The organism is Nocardia sp. NPDC051929 (assembly GCF_044548645.1).
Classification (GTDB): domain Bacteria; phylum Actinomycetota; class Actinomycetes; order Mycobacteriales; family Mycobacteriaceae; genus Nocardia; species Nocardia sichangensis.
This window is the reverse complement of record NZ_JBIUCG010000001.1, coordinates 213397-234107: the sequence shown is the minus strand read 5'-3', so window position 1 is coordinate 234107 and position 20711 is coordinate 213397. Positions and strand designations below refer to the sequence as shown.

The 20711-nt window shown below is 67.5% G+C and carries 19 protein-coding genes; 10 read left to right on the top strand and 9 right to left on the bottom strand.

What is annotated here, in order from left to right; translation table 11 throughout:
• The first annotated feature begins 106 nt into the window (after positions 1–106).
• From ACIHAX_RS00845 to cydC, 4 genes are all read left to right on the top strand, one after another.
• On the top strand, positions 107–1597 hold the full coding sequence (locus ACIHAX_RS00845) for a cytochrome ubiquinol oxidase subunit I (RefSeq protein WP_364425050.1): 1491 nt from the start codon (positions 107–109) through the stop codon (positions 1595–1597).
• 9 nt (positions 1598–1606) lie between these two features.
• On the top strand, positions 1607–2638 hold the full coding sequence (gene cydB / locus ACIHAX_RS00840; protein ID WP_379250430.1) for a cytochrome d ubiquinol oxidase subunit II: 1032 nt from the start codon (positions 1607–1609) through the stop codon (positions 2636–2638).
• Positions 2639–2642: 4 nt separating this feature from the next.
• On the top strand, positions 2643–4730 hold the full coding sequence (locus ACIHAX_RS00835) for an ABC transporter ATP-binding protein/permease (RefSeq protein WP_397275098.1): 2088 nt from the start codon (positions 2643–2645) through the stop codon (positions 4728–4730).
• A gap of 71 nt (positions 4731–4801) precedes the next feature.
• A complete protein-coding gene (cydC, locus tag ACIHAX_RS00830) occupies positions 4802–6511 on the top strand; it encodes a thiol reductant ABC exporter subunit CydC (protein ID WP_397275327.1) in 1710 nt (569 codons plus the stop codon).
• A gap of 476 nt (positions 6512–6987) precedes the next feature.
• Here the strand turns inward: cydC and ACIHAX_RS00825 are convergent, their stop codons facing one another.
• The 6 genes from ACIHAX_RS00825 to ACIHAX_RS00800 all read right to left on the bottom strand — a co-directional run bounded on the left by ACIHAX_RS00825 (position 6988) and on the right by ACIHAX_RS00800 (position 11082).
• Complete coding sequence (locus tag ACIHAX_RS00825; protein WP_355076977.1) at positions 6988–7695, bottom strand: FABP family protein; 708 nt, start codon at positions 7693–7695, stop codon at positions 6988–6990.
• 189 nt (positions 7696–7884) lie between these two features.
• The gene (locus ACIHAX_RS00820; RefSeq protein ID WP_063023277.1) at positions 7885–8190 is read right to left on the bottom strand and encodes a DUF1416 domain-containing protein; all 306 of its coding nucleotides are present in this window, start codon (positions 8188–8190) and stop codon (positions 7885–7887) included.
• Between the two features lie 5 nt (positions 8191–8195).
• Positions 8196–9029, bottom strand: a complete 834-nt coding sequence (locus ACIHAX_RS00815; protein ID WP_355076979.1) for a sulfurtransferase — start codon at positions 9027–9029, stop codon at positions 8196–8198.
• A 29-nt stretch (positions 9030–9058) separates the two neighbouring features.
• Positions 9059–9553, bottom strand: coding sequence for a DUF4395 domain-containing protein (locus ACIHAX_RS00810; RefSeq protein ID WP_364425042.1), 495 nt, complete (start codon positions 9551–9553; stop codon positions 9059–9061).
• Between the two features lie 288 nt (positions 9554–9841).
• On the bottom strand, positions 9842–10285 hold the full coding sequence (locus tag ACIHAX_RS00805) for a thioredoxin family protein (protein WP_379250435.1): 444 nt from the start codon (positions 10283–10285) through the stop codon (positions 9842–9844).
• A complete protein-coding gene (locus ACIHAX_RS00800) occupies positions 10282–11082 on the bottom strand; it encodes an LmeA family phospholipid-binding protein (RefSeq protein ID WP_355076984.1) in 801 nt (266 codons plus the stop codon). Before ACIHAX_RS00800 ends, ACIHAX_RS00805 begins: the two co-directional genes overlap by 4 nt.
• Before the next feature lie 294 nt (positions 11083–11376).
• Here ACIHAX_RS00800 and ACIHAX_RS00795 point away from each other — a divergent pair, with 294 nt between their 5' ends.
• The 6 genes from ACIHAX_RS00795 to pstB all read left to right on the top strand — a co-directional run bounded on the left by ACIHAX_RS00795 (position 11377) and on the right by pstB (position 17292).
• Positions 11377–12141 carry a response regulator transcription factor gene (locus ACIHAX_RS00795; protein WP_355076986.1) on the top strand — a complete coding sequence of 255 codons (765 nt, stop codon included), beginning with the start codon at positions 11377–11379 and terminating at the stop codon, positions 12139–12141.
• A 114-nt stretch (positions 12142–12255) separates the two neighbouring features.
• Entirely contained in the window at positions 12256–13176 is a 921-nt protein-coding gene (mshD, locus tag ACIHAX_RS00790) for a mycothiol synthase (protein ID WP_397275096.1), read from the top strand.
• A 241-nt stretch (positions 13177–13417) separates the two neighbouring features.
• Positions 13418–14530, top strand: coding sequence for a phosphate ABC transporter substrate-binding protein PstS (pstS, locus tag ACIHAX_RS00785; protein ID WP_355076989.1), 1113 nt, complete (start codon positions 13418–13420; stop codon positions 14528–14530).
• Between the two features lie 90 nt (positions 14531–14620).
• On the top strand, positions 14621–15592 hold the full coding sequence (pstC, locus tag ACIHAX_RS00780) for a phosphate ABC transporter permease subunit PstC (RefSeq protein ID WP_355076991.1): 972 nt from the start codon (positions 14621–14623) through the stop codon (positions 15590–15592).
• Positions 15592–16494 (top strand): phosphate ABC transporter permease PstA, encoded by a 903-nt coding sequence (gene pstA, locus ACIHAX_RS00775; RefSeq protein ID WP_356963675.1) that lies wholly within the window; start codon positions 15592–15594, stop codon positions 16492–16494. Before pstC ends, pstA begins: the two co-directional genes overlap by 1 nt.
• 21 nt (positions 16495–16515) lie before the next feature.
• Complete coding sequence (gene pstB / locus ACIHAX_RS00770; RefSeq protein ID WP_039795034.1) at positions 16516–17292, top strand: phosphate ABC transporter ATP-binding protein PstB; 777 nt, start codon at positions 16516–16518, stop codon at positions 17290–17292.
• Positions 17293–17390: 98 nt separating this feature from the next.
• Here the strand turns inward: pstB and ACIHAX_RS00765 are convergent, their stop codons facing one another.
• From ACIHAX_RS00765 to phoU, 3 genes are all read right to left on the bottom strand, one after another.
• Positions 17391–18947 carry a hypothetical protein gene (locus ACIHAX_RS00765; RefSeq protein WP_397275093.1) on the bottom strand — a complete coding sequence of 519 codons (1557 nt, stop codon included), beginning with the start codon at positions 18945–18947 and terminating at the stop codon, positions 17391–17393.
• A 32-nt stretch (positions 18948–18979) separates the two neighbouring features.
• A complete protein-coding gene (locus ACIHAX_RS00760; protein ID WP_355076997.1) occupies positions 18980–19273 on the bottom strand; it encodes a hypothetical protein in 294 nt (97 codons plus the stop codon).
• A 119-nt stretch (positions 19274–19392) separates the two neighbouring features.
• Positions 19393–20055, bottom strand: coding sequence for a phosphate signaling complex protein PhoU (gene phoU, locus ACIHAX_RS00755; protein ID WP_355076998.1), 663 nt, complete (start codon positions 20053–20055; stop codon positions 19393–19395).
• Between the last annotated feature and the right edge of the window lie 656 nt (positions 20056–20711).

The window sequence follows — 20711 nt, the reverse complement described above, 5'->3', positions numbered from 1 at the left end:
CGAACAGGCAGTATCAGCCCTGGTGGCGTGGCCTAGGACTCATTTTTCGAGGTCTGCTCCGGCGTAGGCTTTACTACGACATGTCGTAGACACGCAGGAGGCCGGCTTGAACGCCTTGGACATCTCCCGATGGCAGTTCGGCATCACAACCGTTTACCACTTCCTGCTGGTGCCGCTGACCATCGGTCTCGCGCCGCTGGTCGCTGCCATGCAGACGGCATGGGTCGTCACCGGCAAGCAGCACTGGCTGCGGCTGACGAAGTTCTTCGGCAAGCTGTTCCTGATCAACTTCGCGCTCGGCGTCGCGACCGGCATCGTGCAGGAGTTCCAGTTCGGCATGAACTGGAGCGAGTACTCCCGCTTCGTCGGTGACGTGTTCGGCGCCCCGCTCGCGCTGGAAGGGCTGATCGCCTTCTTCATGGAGTCGACCTTCCTCGGACTGTGGATCTTCGGCTGGACCCGGTTGCCGAAACTGCTGCACCTCGGCGCGATTTGGATGGTCGCGATCGGCGTGAACGCCTCGGCGTATTTCATCGTCGCGGCCAACTCGTTCATGCAGCATCCGGTCGGCGCCCGCTACAACCCGGAAACCGGTCGCGCGGAGCTGGAGAGCATCGTGAAGGTGCTCACCAACAACACCTTGCTGGCGGCTTTCCCGCACGTGGTGGCCGGATCCTTCCTCACGGCGGGCACCTTCGTCGTCGGCATCGCCGGCTGGTGGATGGTGCGCAACGCGCGCAGTGGCGACGAGGCGAAGTCGGCTGACGCGCGCGAGATGTGGCGGCCCGCCGCGCGTGCGGGCATCGTCGTGGTGATCGCGGCGATGGCCGCTCTGGTCTACACCGGCGACGTGCAGGGCAAGCTGATGTTCGAGCAGCAGCCGATGAAGATGGCCTCGGCGGAATCGCTGTGCCACACCGCCCTCGACCCCGATTTCTCCGTGCTGACCGTCGGCACGCACAACAACTGCGACAGCGTGACGCACGTGCTCGAAGTGCCCTATGTGCTGCCCTGGCTGGCGAAGGGGGAGTTCACCGGTGTGACGCTGGACGGCGTCGTCGACCTGCAGAAGACCTACAACGAGAAGTTCGGTGTCGGTGACTACCGGCCCAACCTGTTCGTCACCTACTGGTCGTTCCGTGCCATGATCGGGCTGTCGGCGGGTTCGGTGCTGCTCGCGCTGGCCGGGCTCTGGCTGACCCGCCGCGGACGAGTGCCGGACCAGCGCTGGTTCGCCTGGCTGAGCCTGCTGGCCATCCCCACCCCGTTTTTGGCCAACAGCGCCGGGTGGGTGTTCACCGAGATGGGGCGGCAGCCCTGGGTGGTCGCGCCCAACCCAACCGGCGACCCGAATCTGCGCCTCACCGTTCAGCAGGGCGTCTCCGATCACGCGCCAGGCGTCGTGCTGTTCTCGCTGATCACCTTCACGCTGCTGTACGGCGCGCTCGCGTTCGTGTGGTTCTTCCTGATGCGCCGGTACGTGATCCACGGACCGGATCCGGCGGCGCCCGCCGCCGAGCCGCACGACACGGATACGACTTCGGGCGAACGCCGCCTCGAAGAGCCCGCCGTCGAACAACTTTCGTTCGCCTACTAGGAGCCGGCGATGAGTCTGCAAGAGTTCTGGTTCGTCCTGATCGGTGTGCTGTTCACCGGCTACTTCGTGCTGGAGGGCTTCGATTTCGGCGTCGGCATGCTCATGCCGATCCTCGGCAAGGGGTCCGACCGGCGCAGGCGCGCGGTGCTCAACACGATCGGGCCGGTGTGGGACGCCAACGAAGTCTGGTTGATCACCGCGGGCGCCGCGATGTTCGCGGCGTTCCCGGAGTGGTACGCGAGCCTGTTCTCCGGCTTCTACCTGGCGTTGCTGCTGGTGCTCGTCGCGCTGATCCTGCGGATCTGCGCCATCGAGTACCGCGGCAAGATCGATGATCCGCGCTGGCGGGCCCGCTGCGACATCGGCATCGGCATCGGCTCCTGGGTTCCGGCGCTGGCGTGGGGCTGGGTGTTCGCCAATGTGGTGCACGGTGTCCCGCTGAACGAGAAGAAGCAGTTCGCGGGCTCGGTCGCCGACTTGTTCGGCCCCTACGCCCTGCTCGGCGGGCTGGCGACCGGACTGCTGTTCGCGCTGCACGGAGCGATGTTCCTGGTGCTCAAGACCGCGGGCGAGGTCCGCGACGATGCACGACGCACCGCTCGGCTGCTGCTCGTCCCGACCGTGGTCGTCGTCGGCGGATTCGGATTGTGGACGCAGCTGGCCTACGGGAACGGCTGGACCTGGATCCCATTGGGGCTGGCCGTGCTCGGTCTGGTCGTGGCGGCGGCGGCCGATCTCGCGCAGCGCGACGGGTGGGCGTTCACCGGCACCACGGTGACCGTCGCGGCGGCGACCGCGCTGCTGTTCGGTTCGCTGTTCCCCGCGGTGCTTCCCTCGACGATCGATGCGGCGTTCGACCTGACGGTTTACAACGCGTCCTCCACGCCGTACACGCTGAAGGTGATGAGCTGGGCCGCCGCGCTGGTCACGCCGGTCGTGCTGGTGTACCAGGGCTGGACGTACTGGGTGTTCCGCAAGCGCATCACCGTCGAGCAGATCCCGCCCCCGGTCGGCCTGCCCCTGCGGGTCGCGCAGGATTGACGCCATGGCCCGCCCGCCGATCGATCCGCGCCTGTGGCGTTATGCCCGCTCGGCACGCAGCTACCTCGCGCTGAGCGTGGCGCTGTCGCTCGTCGTCACCGGCGCGATCGTGGTCGCGGCGGTGCTGATCGGGCGGGTGCTCGCCGGGGTGGTCACCGATCCGAGTGCGCGCACGCTCGGCGCGTGGACGGTCGAACTCGTCGTGCTCGCGGTCGCGATCGCGGCCCGGGTGCTCGCCACGTGGGCGCAGTCCCGGCTGGCGCACCGAGCGGGCGCGAGCGTGGTGGCGGAGCTGGAAGGCGCGGTGCTCGGTGCGGGCGCACGGCTGTCGCCTCGCGAACTCGACGCGCGTCGAACGGAATTGGCCGTGGTCGTCGGCACGGGCCTGTCCGGGCTGCGCGGATATCTTGTCGGCTACCTGCCCGCTCTGCTGCTGGCGGTGCTGGTTCCACCGATCGTGCTCGCGGTCATCGCGGCCCACGATGTGACTTCCGGTGTGATCGTGGTGATCACCTTGCCGCTCATCCCGATCTTCATGATCCTCATCGGGCTGCTGACCCAGGGCCGGGCGGAAGCCACGCTCGCGGCCACCACCCGGCTGTCGGACCAAATGCTCGATCTGTTCGCGGGCATGCCGACATTGCGTGCGCTCGGCCGCGAGACCGGCGACGCGCAGCCCGAGCCCACTGCGCGGGGACAGCGGAACGACACCGGGACGGGCGGTTCGACCGCACACGCGCACACCATGCGGCACCGTGTTCGCGATCTCGGCGACGCGCTGCGCCGGCGCACCATGGGCGCGCTCCGCATCGCCTTTCTGTCTTCCATGGTGCTGGAGTTGCTCGCCACGCTGAGCGTGGCACTGATCGCGGTCTCCATCGGGCTGCGACTGGTCTTCGGTGAGATGAGTCTTTACGCGGGCTTGGTGGTGCTGGTGCTCGCCCCGGAGGTGTATCTGCCGCTGCGCATGGTGGGCGAACGTTTCCACGCCGCCCAGGACGGTATGGCGGCCGCGGACCGAGCGTTCGCGATCCTCGAGTCCACGCCCGCCGAGCCGACCGAGCGGCTACCCGGCCACGGCGCGCGGCGCGCGGCGGCGCACGCCGGTGTGGGCGCACCGGACGAGTCGGCCCACGCGGGTACATGCGACTGTCGACGCACCGAGCCGGAGAAGGCCGTGGTGACGGCTCGCCGCGGCAGTCCCCAGGACTCCGGCGCGGCCACGGCGCCTGACCACGAGCCGGTCGAGTCGCTGTCCAGCCGGGGCGTGCAGGGGGTGGCGCGCGTCGATGCGGTGCGGGACGAGTCGACGCGCGCCGGTGCATGCGGCCGCTGTGCCTTGCCGGAGGAAGCCGGGGTGACGGCTCGCCGCGGCAGCTCCGAGTGGCCCGGCACGGTCGAACTCCGCGACCTGTCGGTCCGGGCGCGGGACGGGTTCGCTCCCGCGGGCCTGTCGGCGATCTTGCGGCCCGGTGCCCTCACGGTGCTCGCCGGTCCCAACGGAAGCGGTAAATCTACCGCGGTACAGGCGATTCTGGGCCTGATCACACCCGACCGAGGTGCCGTGACCGTCGACGGGGTGGACGTCCGCGAACTGGACCAGGACCAATGGTGGGCGCGTGTGGCTTGGCTGCCGCAGCGGCCGGTGCTGGTTCCCGGCACATTGCGCGACAACCTCGAATTGCTCGGCGCGCGGACGGTGGACCACGCCGCACACGGCCCGGCACGCGTCCTCGATGATCTCGAAGCCGCTTGTCTGGCAACTGGTTTCGATGCCGTGCTCGATGAACTGCCCGAGCGCTGGAACACGGTGGTCGGCCCCGGCGGCGTCGGCCTGTCGCTCGGTCAACGCCAGCGCCTCGCGCTGACCAGGGTGCTGGCCACCGATCGCCCGATCCTGCTGCTGGACGAGCCGACCGCGCACCTCGACGCCGCCGCCGAAGCCACCGTGCTGGCCGCACTCCAAGCCAGGGCCCGTATGGGCGCGACGGTCGTCGTCGTCGGCCACCGCCCGACCGTGCTGGCCGCCGCCGACCATGTCGTGCAGGTGCGCGCGGACCTGCGCACCTCGCGAGAGGAGGTGCCGGGATGAACACCGGCGGACGCGCGACGCGGGCCGTTCCGCGTGCCACCGGTTCCACGGTGCCCGGTGATCTGCGCCGAATGTGGGCGCTGCTCGAATTGTCCCGTTGGCGGGTCGCGGTGGCGATCGGATGGGGCGTGCTGGCGCTCGGCAGCGGGCTCGGGCTCGCCGCGTTGGCGGCCTGGCTGATCGCGCGCGCCTGGCAGATGCCGCCGGTGCTCGATCTGAGCATCGCCGTGGTGGCGGTGCGCGCGCTCGGCATCTCCCGTGGCTTGTGCCGGTACCTGGAACGTCTCGCCACACACGACGTCGCACTGCGCGCTATGACAACAGCGCGAACCACGGTGTACCGGACGCTGGCTCGTTCGGATTTCTGGCTGCGCCGACCCGAGGTGTCGCCGAGTGGCGGCGATCGGTCGGGCAAGCCGCTGCGCCGCGGAGATCTCCTGGTCCGGATCGGCAGCGACATCGACGACTTGGGTGCCGTGGTGGTCCGTGCGTTCGTGCCGGTCGCGGTCGCCCTCGCGCTCTCACTCGCCGCCGTCGCTCTGCTGGCCACGATCTCGCCCGCCGCCGCCGCGATCCTGGCGGGTGCGCTGGTCCTGTCGGGCATCGTCGCACCGTGGTTGTCGGCCAAGGCGGCGTCCGAGGCGGAACGCGCCGTGCGGGCCGACCGGGCGGAGTTCACCGCTCAGGCCCTCACCGTGCTCGACCACGCCGCGGAACTACGCGTAGCCGGTCGCCTGGATGCCGCCCTCGCCGCGGCCGGGCAAGCGTCGCGCCGTGCGGTCGCCGCGGAAGATCGGGCGGCCGCGCGCAGCGCCTGGTCGGCCGCTGCCACGCCCCTGTCCATCGGCGCGGCTGTCCTCGGCGCGCTGCTGATCGGCATCACCCTCTACGGCCCGGACGGCGGCTCGCCAGGCGCGATGACGCCCATGGCGCTCGTCGTCCTGGTCCTCTTGCCCTTGTCGGCCTTCGAAGCGGTCGGCCCGCTGCCCACGGCGGCGCAGACGCTGACCACGGCCCGCGCGGCCCTGCATCGCCTGGATGGACTCGACCCCGATTCGCCCCCGAGTGCGTCGGTCGGCCCGTCGGCGCGGCAGACCACCCGCCCTCCACATGCAAAGGACGCGGCGAACGTCGCTCGGACTCTTCCCATCGACGCCCATGTGCCGGAACTGCCCTGCGGACGGCGGATCGCGGTGGTCGGCCCCAGCGGCGCGGGCAAGACGACTCTGCTCATGAAGTGGGCCGGGTTGTTCGACACGCCGCGCCCCGGCGTCACCTTCTTCGCCGAAGACGCGCACCTGTTCGGCACCTCCGTGCTGGAGAATCTGCGGGTCGCCCGCGGTGATCTGACCGCGGAAGAAGCCGAAGAAGCTTTGCGAACGGTCGGTCTCGGGAACTGGTTGGACGGGCTTCCGCAGGGTGTGCACACCGATCTCGTCGGGGGAGCGGCAGCCGTGTCGGGTGGCCAGCGTCGCCGGATCCTGCTCGCGCGCGCCCTGGTGTCACCGGCGCGGGTATTGCTGCTCGACGAACCGACCGAGCACTTGGAAGCCGAAGCCGGGGCGAAGCTGCTGCGCGACCTGTTGGACGCCGACAGCGGTCTCGTGGAACCGGATCGGATCGTGGTCGTCGTCACGCATCAGCTCCCGGAAGACCATCGGGCCGACGCGGTGCTGCGAGTATCCGCATCAGGGCAGGTCACGACGGACCTCGCGGGGCACGGAACGCCATGTGGCAGCGCCGATTCAGCCCACCGAGAAAATCCGTTGCCGAGCTACTGACGCATCGCTAGATTCGTTCGTACACAGGAAGGAGGTGGTTCGAAGAATGATTATTCATAGGACACGTGAGGTGGCTGTCCGCTAGCGCCACCGCTGCAGGTGGATTTCGCCCGCGCGAGCGCTAGCGAATTCCAGGCAGTCACCCGGCCCCCGAGCCCCGGTCCGTCCGACCGGACCCGTGCGACCACAATCGCACCGGTATGGCTCGGGGGCTGTTCTGTTCCGCCTCTCCGGGTATTCAGGCCGTACCAGTGGGGTGGGGTGTGGGTTGGTCACAGGGCCTGCGTTGGGGATGTGGGTGGGTTTTGGGCGTTCCCGGTGAGTTACCCATGTGCTCGCGAGATCAGGTGTTGCGTTGGGGTGGAGTCGGTCAGGGGTTGCAGCAGACCACGTACTGCGTTCCGCTGCGGCTAGCCTGCGATTGCGTTGGGCAGCGCCGAGCGCGGCGGGGTGCCGTGCTGGGCGAGGAGAAATTCTCAGCCGATGTAGCGCTGGAGGCGGGCCGAGAGGCGGGGTTGGAGGGGGCCGTCGGCTACCACGCGTTCTTCGACGTAGGCCAGGTCGCCGCCCTCGACGATGCCGTAGAGGCGCTTGGCGCCGCCCACGACGATGCCGGACTGGCTGCGGATCACCACGTCGGTGGCCAGTTCCCAGGACGACTGGGACAGCGCTTGCCCGTAGAACAGCTCCACGATGCCGCCGCTGTGTGACAGCAGCAGTTCGATGACCTCGTCGTTGCCGTCGATGCCGACTCGCCAGAAGCCGCTCTCGCGCAAGTCGGGGCCGCCGTAGGCGCCGTCGGCCTCGATGACCCAGGACCGGGATTCCCAGGCGAGATAGTCGCCGCCGTCGTGTGAGACGACGATCTGCTGGCCAAAGTGGTAGTCCCCGCGCTCGGGATCGTTGCCCTCCCCCTCGCCGCGCCACACGCCCACCAGCGGGAGCAGCGCGAGCATCGAGGCGCTGAGGTCCGGGCCGAGGCGCAAGTTGGCCGTGTCCTCGGGCAGCGGAAGATCCGGTAGGACCGGGATGTTGCGGGCACCGGTCGATTTCGCCCGTTCGGCAGCCTCGGCTACGGCCTGGTCGCCGCTGCGGCGACCGGCGGAATCAGCCGGAGCGTTGCCGTTCAGTTGTTCACTCGCTCGCTCGGCCGGATTGGAACCTTCGCTCGCGAGTTCGCTCATGATTCGGTGAACAGCCGGTAGAAGACGTAGAGGCCGAACCAGCCGATCAGGACGGCCACGGCCACCAGCAGAATCTCGAAGAAGAGGACCACGTTTCGAGTCTAACGACCTCGCTTTCGCGGCGCGCAAACGGCCCCGGTGCTTCCGCGGAGCGGAAAGCGACCGGGGCCGTTCGACGACTGCGAGGTCTTACTTGGCGACCGCGACGTCCACCGCGTGGATGCCCGCGCCTTCGGGGCGCACCTCGGCGGAGCCGTTGCCCGCCGAGGACAGCGCGCGGACGGTCCACGAGCCGGGAGCCGCGAAGAACCGGAAGTCACCGGTGCCCGACGCGACGACCTCGGCGGTGAAATCACCGTTGCCGTCGAGCAGGCGCACGAACGCCCCGCCCACCGGCTGGCCGTCGGTGCTCAGGACACGGCCGGTGATGACCGTCTCCTTCTCCACGTCGACACCGGCCGGGATTGCCTGGCCCTGGGTAGGTGCTGCACACATATGGATTACTCTCCCAACTCGATCGGAGCGCCGACGAGCGAGCCGTACTCGGTCCAGCTGCCGTCGTAGTTCTTGACGTTCTGGTGGCCCAGCAGTTCCTGCAGCACGAACCAGGTGTGCGAGGAACGCTCGCCGATCCGGCAGTACGCGATGGTCTCCTTCTCGCCGTCCAGGCCGGCTTCCTGGTAGATCTCGGTCAGCTCGGCGTCGGACTTGAAGGTGCCGTCCTCGTTCGCGGCCTTGCTCCACGGCACGTTGATGGCGCCGGGGATGTGGCCGGGACGCTGGCTCTGCTCCTGCGGGAGGTGGGCGGGCGCCAGGATCTTGCCGCTGAACTCGTCGGGCGAACGCACGTCGACCAGGTTCTTGGTGCCGATGGCCGCGATGACCTCGTCACGGAAGGCGCGGATGTTCAGGTCGGGCGCCGACGCCTTGTACTGGGTGGCGGGCCGGTTCACCGGCTCGGTCGACAGCGGACGGCCGTCGAGTTCCCACTTCTTGCGACCGCCGTCGAGCAGCTTGACGTTGTTGTGGCCGTACAGCTTGAAGTACCAGTAGGCGTACGCGGCGAACCAGTTGTTGTTGCCGCCGTACAGGATGACCTCGTCGTCGTTCGAGATGCCGCGCGCCGAGAGCAGGTCGGAGAACTGCTCCTGGTTCACGAAGTCGCGACGAACCTGATCCTGCAGGTCCTTCTTCCAGTCGAGCCGGACGGCACCCTCGATGTGACCACCGTCGTAGGCGGAGGTGTCCTCGTCGACCTCGACGAACACGACGCCGGGGGCGTTGAGGTTCTCTTCGGCCCAGTCAACGGAGACCAGGACATCGGAGCGAGCCATTGTTTTCCTTTCAGAGATGACGTGCAGGGTCAGTTCGATGCCGGTGACGGGGTCCGGCGGAGGCGGGCTACCAGCGGATAGATCCGGCAACCCAGGCAGAGCCCGAACGCCGCGTTCAGGAACGCCGCGAACAAGGCGAAGCCGGCGAACACCGCGCCGACGATCGTGGAGCCGAGCGCGAAGCCCAGCAGGCTGACGGCCGCGAACACGAAACCGAGCAACTGCGCGAACCGCAGCGGGGCCGTCGGCTCGGTCTCGGTGGTCGGCGCGAGACGCGGCGCGACGACGGCCGCGTAGATCCGGCCGTAGGGGTGGCGGCGCGGGCCGAGGGCGGCGCCGACCGCGAAGACGACTGCTTGCAGGGCGATCAACACCCCCGCGGCGACCGGCGAGAACGCGGCGGCGAGCAGCACCACGACGAGGACGCCGGTGGTCACCCATGCGGCGAATCGTGGTCCGCGCACGTCGACCCGGTCGGAAGAAACGGGGATCGCTTCGGAAGTATTACGGATCTCGGTGGACATTGTGCGTACTCCTGCGCTGAATAAGTCCGATGACTGAAAATTTGCCAATTCGCCGGGGGATCGTGAGATCGCTCGCGCGGCGGACAGGGGTCGGCGTCAGGAAATCCGGAAAAGCCGACCGCTCAGCGGCACAGGCAGCAACAACCACCGAGCCGACACAGATCCACTGTGCGGCGTCGGGTGAGCATCAGCTCGTGGTTGGTAAGCACGTCAGCAGTTTACCCAATTCGGCGGGAGAATATGGACCCGGGGTGGATCACTTCCGTCCAGGGGGCTTGTCGTCGCAGCTCAGGCCGCCGCGGTCAGCGGCTCGAGCGCGGAGTGCAGATCCGTGGCCTTGGGCACCCCGGAGATGCGGAACCGTTCCCTGCCCGCGATGTCGAAGACGAACGTGGTGGGCAGCGAGAGCACGTTCAGCTCCCGGGCGAGCGCAGGCTCGGCGTCGATGTCCACCTCGATGTCCTGCGGCGGCTGCGGTGAGCCCGCGAGCTGGCCTGTGACGTTGGCAACCACCCGGCGAACAGCGGAGCACGGTCCGCACCACTCGGCGGAGAAATGCAGTACCGCGGGACCGGCGCCGGTCACGCCGACGGACGCCAGCAGTTCCGCGCGGGCGGTGTGGGACAGGTCGATGCCGTCGGCCGCGCGAATCTTGCCGTCGCGCCGGCGCAGCAGGACGCCCACCGCCAGCGCGGCGAGCAGTACTACTGCGAGGATGGTGACTTGGATCATGGTCGCTGCAATCGGTCGAGGTCGATCGTGACGTTCACGCCCTTGCCCTCCACGACGATCTGACCGCCTTGAGCGGAGACCTTGGTAGGCCGGACACCGAACGGCAACTCCTTGGTGTCGATGGTACGGGTGAAGCGGGCGAGGACCGCCGGGCGATCGGCCTCGGTGATCACCGCCACAGGCATGGTCTCGGTGCCGGGCGGGCCCCGGTAGAACCCGGTCGCCACGATCTTCACCTGATCGCCGTCGAGCAGCAGATCGGCCTGCACGCTGACTTTTTCACCGCCGTACTGCGCGCCCGGCGTCTCCGGCATGGTTCCGGTGAGCACCAGTGCGCCCGTGGTGGTCATGCCGGAACCGCCCGATCCGCCGGTCCCGTCGGACTTGTCGGCAGGCCGCGAGTGCACCTGCAGATCGGGAATGGCGAACAGCCTGCCGAGTTCGGTCGGCTCCACCCGCAACCGGCTGTCCACGCGCTCCACCGGGACGCCGCGCAGGCTGCCGTCGACGAGTTCGCCGACCGGCAGCCGCACCCCGGTCAGCGTCGCCTCGAGCGCGATCTCTCCCGGGATGTCCAGTCGCTTCGCGCGGGCCCGGATCTCCACGTGGTCGTAGCGGCTGTCCCAGGCCTGGCCGAGGAAGGGGAAACCGTGGATCGTCACTTCGGGATCGGCGGTGAGATCGGCGCCGTCGCGCAGCGCTCGGGACACGCGATACTCCGAATAGGCCGCGGTACTGAAGTCGACGACGACGGCGAACCCAGCCAGACACAGCAGGCCGATGATCAGCTTGCGCATGCTCCCCCGTCTCTCCGGGTCTCGGGCCGCGGCGGCCGGGAGCCGCGCGGCGCGCGTTCGGCTACCGCCTCGGGGGCCTCGCCGACGGCGGGCATGCCCGATACGTAACCCATGTACGCACCATATCGGTTGGCCCGGGCGGGGCTCCCGAGTGTCCTCCGGTGCGCTCGCCGACCCCGGAATGCGTGGTCATGCCTTGTTACGCGCTAATCTTGCATCCGATTACCTGTGATTAGCGACGTGGCCGCGGCGGTGCTGCCGCATCCACGTGGCTACGAGATGGGAGGAGGGCCCGTGGAGCTGCTCCTGCTTACCTCCGACCCCAACCCCGAGTCGGTGTTGCCCTCGCTCGCGTTGCTCGCGCACAACGTGCGCCCTGCGCCCACTGAGGTGGCCTCGCTGCTCGAGGCAGGCACGGCGGATGTCGCGCTGGTGGACGCCAGGACGGACCTGGCCGCCGCCCGCGGTCTGTGCCGCTTGCTCGGCAGCACCGGGTCATCGGTGCCGGTCGTCGCGGTGCTCACCGAGGGCGGCCTGGTCGCCGTGAACGCGGACTGGGGACTCGACGACATCCTGCTGCCCGGCACCGGCCCCGCCGAACTCGACGCCAGGCTGCGGCTGCTGGTCGGCCGCAACGGCGGCGTGGCCAGCCCGGAGAACACCGGCAAGATCACCCTCGGTGAGCTGGTGATCGACGAGGGCACTTATACGGCGCGTCTGCGTGGCCGCCCGCTCGATCTCACCTACAAGGAGTTCGAGCTGCTGAAGTATCTGGCGCAGCACGCGGGCCGGGTGTTCACCCGCGCGCAGCTGCTGCAAGAGGTCTGGGGCTACGACTTCTTCGGCGGCACGCGCACCGTGGACGTACACGTGCGGCGGTTGCGCGCCAAGCTCGGCACCGAATACGAGTCGCTGATCGGCACGGTGCGCAATGTCGGCTACAAGGCCGTGCGCCCCTCGCGCGCGGCGGTCAAGGGGGAGCCGGTGAGCTTTCCGGACGACGACAACGAGGGCACCGACGATTCACCGCTCACGCCGGTCAACGGCTCCGTGCAGTAATCGTCGGCGGACCGTGCCCGCATCGCTTCGGCGGGGCTGAAATGCCTCCTGCCGCTACGACGTTGCCAGGAGTGGACTCCATGCGGGGTCCGCAGGCTCGATGAACGGAGGCCGATGAGCGGCGCGACGACACAGTGGACCGACCGCCCCGACGCGGGCGACGCGCGGGCGGTCACCGATCTGCTCGCGCGCGCCACCGAGGCCGACGGTGTCGCCCCGGTCTCGGAACAGGCCGTGTTGTCGCTGACTTCGGGCGCGGATACCGGAGCGCGCCATCTGCTCGCGCGGCGCGAAGGCGCCGTCGTCGGCTACGCGAATCTCGTTCCGGCCCACGGCGAACACCCTGCTATGGCCGAGGTCGCGGTCGCCCCGGCTCGGCGCGGTCACGGCGTCGGTACCGATCTGGTCGCGGCAGCGCTGGCCGCGGGCGGTCCGGGCGCGCGGGTCTGGGCGCACGGCGACCGGCCGGCGGCCAAAGCCGTCGCAGCGCGGCTCGGGCTGCGGACCGTGCGTGAGTTGTGGCAGATGCGCCGGTCTCTAGCAACTCCTGAGCTACCGGAATTGGCCGTGCCGGACGGCATCGTGCTGCGCACCTACGCCGGTCCCGCCGACGACGCGGAATTGCTGCGAGTGAACGGCGCCGCCTTCGCCTGGCACCCGGAACAGGGCGCGTGGACCCGGCGTGACATCGAGATCCGCCGTGACGAGTCGTGGTTCGACCCGGCGGGCCTGTTCCTGGCATTCGACACCGCGGCCCCTGATCGTCTGCTGGGATTCCACTGGACCAAGGTGCATCACGCGGAGCAACCGCCGCTCGGCGAGGTCTACGTGGTCGGCATCGATCCGGCGGCGCAAGGGCGCGGACTCGGCCGGCTGCTCACCTTGACCGGTCTGCATCACCTGCGGGAGCGCGGGCTGGCCGAAGTTCTGCTCTACACCGAGGCCGACAATGTCGCCGCGGTGCGCACTTATACCCGTCTCGGATTCGCTCCGGCACATGTCGACGTCGCCTACGCGGCGGCGGAGGTTGAATAACAGGCGGCAGAATGGATGCGCGCCAGTAAAACTGCGGCAAACGTCACATCTACCAGGCGCAATCGCGCCGGGCTGTTCACTCTCCGTTCACTCAGGTCGGTCCAACTGTCAACCACATGACCTTAGGTTGAGTGAGGGCAGCACACTGCTGCCTGGTGCGCGAGTTCCCCGCGAACAGCACCACAACACCCGTCCGGGCCGGTGAGGGACCGGACGAGTAGGACGCCATTCCGGAGGAATAGTGAATCTCAAGCGCAGCAGCGCCCTCGTTGGTGTGCTGGCCGTCGGCGCCATGGCGCTGGCCGCCTGTGGCAGCGACGACAACACCTCGGCCGATTCGGGCAACGTGGCCAAGGTCGACGTCGCCTGCGGCGGCAAGAAGGCCCTCAAGGCCAGCGGCTCTTCGGCGCAGAAGAACGCGATGGAGCGCTTCATCGCCGCGTACGAGAAGAACTGCGACGGCGCCACGCTCAACTACACCTCGAGCGGCTCGGGCGCCGGTGTGAGCGAGTTCCTCGGTGGCCAGACCGATTTCGGTGGCTCCGACTCCCCGCTGAGCGCGAAGAAGGACGAGCCGAAGAAGGCCGCCGACCGCTGCGCCTCGCCCGCGTGGAACCTGCCGACCGTGTTCGGCCCGGTCGCGATCACCTACAACATCGACGGCGTGACCGATCTCGCGCTGGACGGCCCGACCGCCGCCAAGATCTTCAACGGCACCGTCACCACCTGGGACGCGCCCGAGATCAAGGCGCTGAACCCGAACGCCAAGCTGCCGTCCGAGCCGATCGCCGTGATCTTCCGCAGCGACGAGTCGGGCACCACCGACAACTTCCAGCTCTACCTGGACTCCGCCTCCGACGGCGCCTGGGGCAAGGGCGCGGGCAAGGCCTTCAACGGCGGCGTCGGCGCGGGCTCGAAGGGCAACGAGGGCACCTCGGCCGCGGTGAAGAGCACCAAGAACTCGATCACCTACAACGAGTGGTCGTTCGCGAAGGCGCAGAACCTGTCGATCGCGCGGATCATCACCTCGGCGAGCAAGGACCCGGTGACGCTGAGCGTCGCCTCGGCGGGCAAGGCGATCGAGTCCGCGAAGGTCTCCGGCCAGGGCAACGACCTGGTCATCGACACCTCCTCGTTCTACAAGCCGTCGGTGGCGGGCGCGTACCCGATCGTGATGCCGACCTACGAGATCGTGTGCTCGAAGTACTCCGACGCCGACACGTCGAAGGCGGTCAAGGCCTTCCTCACCTCGGCGGTCACCAACGGCCAGCAGGGCTTGGACGAGGCCGGGTACATCCCGATCCCGGAACAGTTCAAGACCAAGCTGACCACCGCCATCAACGCCATCTCCTGATAGCAGTCCCACATGACCGTGCACGACGAGGTTGCCGCCGCTGGTCCGTCTGATTCGACCGACCAGCGAGCAGGCGGAGATACTGCGCTCATGCCGAGCAAGCCGAGCACCGAACCGACCGCGAAGAGCCGTCGCCAGCACAGCCCGCGGGCGGAGATCATCTTCCGCTCGCTGGCGACGACGGCCGGTGCGATCATCGTCGCGTCCATCGCGTTGATCGCGCTGTTCCTGCTCATCCGGGCGGTGCCGTCGGTGCTGGCGAACGAGGCGAACTTCTTCACCAGCACAGAGTTCAACACCTCGGACGCCAACCACTTACGGTTCGGCATCCGGGATCTGTTCATGGTGACGGTGCTCAGTTCGGTCTTCGCCTTGGTGATCGCCGTTCCGATCGGCATCGGCATCGCGCTGTTTCTGACGCACTACGCGCCGAAGACGCTGGCACGGCCGTTCTCGGTGCTCGTCGATCTGCTCGCGGCGGTGCCCTCGATCGTGTTCGGTCTGTGGGGAATCCTGGTTCTCGCTCCGCAACTGGAGCCGATCCAGAACTTCTTGAACGACAACCTGGGATGGCTGTTCCTCTTCGATGACGGCAACATCCCGCTGGCCAGCGGCGGCACGATCTTCACCGCGGGCGTCGTGCTCGCGGTGATGATCCTGCCGATCATCACGTCGGTCAGCCGTGAGGTGTTCAACCTCACCCCCCGTGCGCACATCGAGGCGGCGCAGGCGCTCGGCGCGACGAAGTGGGAAGTCGTGCGGATGACGGTGCTGCCCTACGGGCGCAGCGGCATGATCGCCGGCGCGATGCTCGGCCTCGGCCGCGCGCTCGGTGAGACCATCGCCGTGTTGATCGTGCTGAAGACGGCCGCGCAGCCAGGACACTGGTCGGTGTTCGACGGCGGCTACACCTTCGCCTCCAAAATCGCCTCGGCCGCCGCGGAGTTCAGTGCCCCTCTGCCGACCGGTGCGTACATCGCGGCAGGCTTCGTGCTGTTCGCGCTGACCTTCGTCGTGAACGCGCTCGCTCGACTGGCCGCGGGCGGAAGGGTGAACGGGTGATGACCTCCTCGACTCTGGACCGGCCGATCAAGCCGCCCACCTTCCGCGATGTGAGCCTGGCGCGCAAGGTACGCAACAACGTCGCGACCGGCTTGGTGTGGCTGGCGTTCGCGGTCGCGCTGGTACCGCTGGCCTGGGTACTGATCATGGTGATCAGCAAGGGCTTGGCCGCGGTGGTCCGGGTGGACTGGTGGCAGAACTCGCTGAAGGGCGTGCTGCCCAATCAGGTCGCGGGCGGCGTCTATCACGCCATCTACGGCACGATCGTGCAGTCGCTGGTCGCGACGGTGATCGCCGTGCCGCTCGGCATCATGGCCGCGGTGTATCTGGTCGAGTACGGCCGCGGCTTGCTGGCCAAGGTCACCACCTTCATGGTCGACATCCTGGCCGGTGTACCGTCGATCGTCGCGGCGCTGTTCATCTTCGCGCTGTGGATCGCGACGCTCGGATTCCCGCAGAGTTCGCTGGCGGTGTCGCTGGCCTTGGTGCTGCTGATGTTGCCCGTGGTCGTCCGCAGTACCGAGGAAATGCTGAAACTGGTGCCGGACGAACTGCGTGAAGCGTCCTACGCGCTGGGCATCCCGAAGTGGAAGACCATCGTGCGGATCGTGGTGCCCACCGCGCTGCCCGGCATGATCAGCGGCATCCTGCTGGCCATCGCCAGGGTGATGGGCGAGACCGCTCCGGTGCTGGTGCTGGTCGGCTACAGCAAGTCGATCAACATGAATATCTTCGACGGCAACATGGCGTCGCTGCCGCTGTTGATCTACCAGGAGCTGGCCAACCCCGAAGCTGCCGGACGCGAGCGGGTCTGGGGCGCGGCTCTGACCCTGATCATCATCATCGCCCTCCTGTACCTGGCGGCTGCGGTCCTCAACCGCCTGCTCACCCGGAACCGATAGAAGCGGAACGGATTACCGAAAATGGCCAAGCGGATCGACGTCAAAGATCTGAACATCTACTACGGCAAGTTCCACGCCGTGTCGGATGTCTCGCTGACCGTGCTGCCGCGCAGCGTGACCGCCTTCATCGGTCCCTCCGGCTGTGGCAAGTCCACCGTGCTGCGTTCGCTCAACCGCATGCACGAGGTAACCCCGAATGCCAGGGTCGAGGGCGCGGTGTTGCTGGACGGCGAGGACATCTACGGCACGCAGGTCGACCCGGTGGGTGTGCGCCGCACGATCGGCATGGTCTTCCAGCGGCCCAACCCGTTCCCCACGATGTCCATCAAGGACAACGTGGTCGCGGGTCTGAAGCTGCAGGGCGTGCGCAACAAGAAGGAACTCGACGAGGTCGCCGAGCGCTCGCTGCGCGGCGCCAACCTGTGGAACGAGGTGAAGGACCGCCTGGACAAGCCGGGCGGCGGCCTCTCCGGCGGTCAGCAGCAGCGTCTGTGCATCGCGCGCGCCATCGCGGTTTCGCCCGACGTGCTGCTGATGGACGAGCCCTGTTCGGCGCTCGACCCGATCTCGACCCTGGCGATCGAGGATTTGATCACCGAGTTGAAGAAGGAATTCACCATCGTCATCGTCACCCACAACATGCAGCAGGCCGCGCGCGTGAGTGACCAGACCGGTTTCTTCAACCTGGAGGCCCAGGGCAAGCCGGGCAAGCTGATCGAGATCGACGACACCGAGAAGATCTTCTCCAACCCGTCCCAGAAGGCCACGGAGGACTACATCTCCGGTCGCTTCGGCTGATCTCGAGGCGGGTTCCGCATCCGCGGACCCGCCGCATACGCAAAACGAAGGCCCTGGGCGGTGACCACCCCCAGGGCCTTCGGATATTCGGGCCTCGGCTATTCGTCGAGAGGCGGGGTCTCGAACAGCGGCGTCGGCGTGGATTGCACTCGGCGCGTGTGCTCCGAATCCGATTCACGATTCGCCGCTGACATTCCTCCGAGCAGTCCGGTGCTCGCGGGTGCGGTGGACGGGGAACCGGACGCGGACGCGGGAGCAACGCTCGGACTGCCGGAGTCGGCATTGGTGTAGCTCGCCTGCCGGACGGACGCCGGTTGGTCCGGCTTGGTTTCCGCGTGTTGCGACGAATTCGGTTTATCCGTCTTGCTGTTCTCGGTGCCTGCCGGATGGTCGGTCTTCGAATCGGTGGACTTCGCGTTCGGATCTTCCGTTTTCGCGTTCGGATCGGTGGCTGCGGGTTGTCCGGTCGTGGGATCGGTGGCCGCCGGATCCTGCTTCGGGGTCCCGGTTCCGGCGGGGTCACCCGTGGACGGTGAGTCCGTGTGCGTGCCGTCCGTTTGGTGCGTTCCGGCGATCGTGTCGACGGCGTTCGCGAACTTCTCGGCGCTGGTACCGGCGGCCTCGATCAGACCCTTTCCAGCCTCCCCGCCTGCTTTGATGATGTCGTCGAGATCGTCGTCGAGTTTGCCGATGGATTCGATCAGCGTGGGCACATTGCCGGTGATCTGGCTGACCGAGCTGATCAAACTCGTCACATCCGACGGCTTCCACGAGTTCGGGTCGCTGGCCGCACCGGTGGAGGCGGACTTGTCCTCGGACCCGTTGCCGGTGCCTTTGTCTTTGCCGTCCCCGGTGTCTTTGTTCTTTCCGTCGCCGGTGTCTTGCTTGTCTTTGCCGTCGCCCGTTTCTTTCTTGTCCTTACCATCGCCCGACTCGCCGCTGTCCTGTTTGTTCTCGGCGCCGGTCTGGTCGGCGGACTGCTGTTGGGCGGCGATCGGACTCGCCTGCGGTGTGCTCGCGGGGGCCGTCTGGTCGGACTGCTTGCTGTCGTCCGCTGGTGTGCCTGCGGCCTGGTCCGTGGCCGAGGCGTCGGACTGGTTGCTGTACAACGCGAGAGCCGGGTCCGTCCCGTCGGCGGACTTGTCGCTGTCGAGCGGGTCGCCGTCGCCGAGTTGAGCGGCTCGGGTGCTGACGTCGCCGCTCGCCTGCTCGATCTTCGCCGCGACGTCCGTCTGGGTGCCGAGCAGTTCGTTCATGGCGGTGGTGATGGCGGTCTGGTAGGTGAACTGCGCATCACCGTCCTCGTCCGAGGCGCCCGGCCCGGGAGTGACCTGCCAGTCCTCGGAGACGGTGAATCCGGCCGCGACGGCCTCATCGACCTTGTCCAGCAACGTTTGGCGGAATCCGACGAGGCTGGTACCACTGTCGATCAATGTCTGGGCGAGCGTCTCGGTATCCAACGCCACCTTGTTCGCCGTGTCGCGGTCGCCTGCGATGCGGTCGTACGCGGCGTAATAGGCGTCACCGCTCCAATGCGCGCCCGCTGCCCGGATCTGCGTCACCGTTTGATCGATCAGGGAAACGAATTCGCCGTTGCGCGTGCGTATTTCGGTACCGGCTTCGCTCAGTTTCCACGGCTGCCATTCCGACCGCACCTGGCTGAGGGTTGGCGTACTGCTCGTAGACCTCACAGCTGTGCGCCCATCGCGTCGAGACCCGCGCGAAACTCCTGGTCGGACACCTCGTAATTCGCGGCGCCGCCTTTCGCGATATTTGAAACTCGTTTGCAGCGCATGGCCATTCGCCGCCATGCGTCTTCGACGTTCGAACCCGCTGTGGAACACGCTTCACCCACCGTCGAACCGGGCAGCACGCCACCGAGCGCGTCGGTGGTCGCACGCACGGTCAAAGCGCCGATCTCACCGCCGATTTTGTCCATCGACGCGGCCAGCGCGCGCAACTCCGCTGGATCGACGTCCATAACGCCCCCCTTCATGCCGGTTCCCCTCCGGCGTAACGCTATACCAGAGCAATCTCGCCCTGTGCGGCTCAATCTATCATTCGCCGCCTGCGAAACGTCAAGCGCAGCAAGCTTTTCGTTTACGACTCCGAGTCGGGGTCCGGCGGGAGCACTCCGGTGACCAAGAAGATGACACGGCGGCCGATTTCCACCGCGTGGTCGGCGAAGCGCTCGTAGTAGCGACCGAGCAGCGTGACATCGACGGCAGCCGCGACGCCGTACTTCCAGTCGCGGTCCATGAGCAGTGTGAACAGGTGACGGTGCAGATCGTCCATCGCCTCGTCGTCTTCGTTCAGCTGCGCGGCGCGCTCCGGGTCACGGGTCTCCAGCACCTCACGCGCACTGGCTCCCATGTTCACGGCGATGCGGCCCATCTCTGCGAAGTAGCCGTTGACGGACTCCGGTAGCGCGTGGTTCGGATGACGCCTGCGCGCGACCTTCGCCACGTGCAGCGCCAGCGCGCCCATCCGATTCACATCGGCGACAATCTGGATCGTGCTCACCACTTGCCGCAAATCACCGGCGACCGGAGCTTGCAGCGCGAGCAGAGCGAAGGCCTTCTCCTCGGCGTCCTGGATCAGCTCGGCGATCCGGTCGGACTCGCTGATCACCTGCTCCGCCAGGGCGAGGTCCGCCTGGAGCAGCGACTGGGTAGCCCGCTCCATGGCCGAGCCGGCCAACCCGGCCATCTCACCCAGCAGGTGGGCGAGCTCAGCCATTTGCTCGTTGTAGATGACACGCATGGGAACTGACACTAGTTCGCCGCGCTGACCAAGTCACGAACAGGGAGTGAATGACCGGTGTGCATCATTAGCGCGGGGGTTGCCGTCGGTCGGGATCGGGCCGGGATGAGTCACTGGAGCCGCATGCGGTGGCGGCGATATCGAGGGAACCGGTGACCTGAATCACACTGAGCGCGGTGGCCCCTCGGGGGTGCGGTGCTACCTGTAGATGCCAGTGGCGTGTTACTTCAGTTGTAGGGCAGATAGCCATGGTCGTCCGAAGGAAACTATGCGATCGTGTGAGTGCACGGTCGCATAGTATTCGGCGACGAATCAGGCTTGATTGTTCGCTCGGTCGTACACCCAGTAAAGCCAACCATCGGAGCCGTCGAGCAGGCCACCTGCTCGGAACTCACATGCGCCGCTCACAGGGATACCACGGGCTTGATCGGCTGATCTTTCCCGCTCGCATGTCTGCGGATCGCCATACACGTGCCACCTCGGAGGACTTGCTTGGGCAGGACCTGCGAACAGCGCCATGGCGACCGCTGCTGCAGTTGCTCCGAAGATTAGTTTGCGTATCACCACTGAAATCCCCTCCGTGTTGATGATCGACGTCCTCGACGCTAGCAGCCATCGAACGGGCGGCTCAAGCGAATATTGTTGCGGTAGAAAGT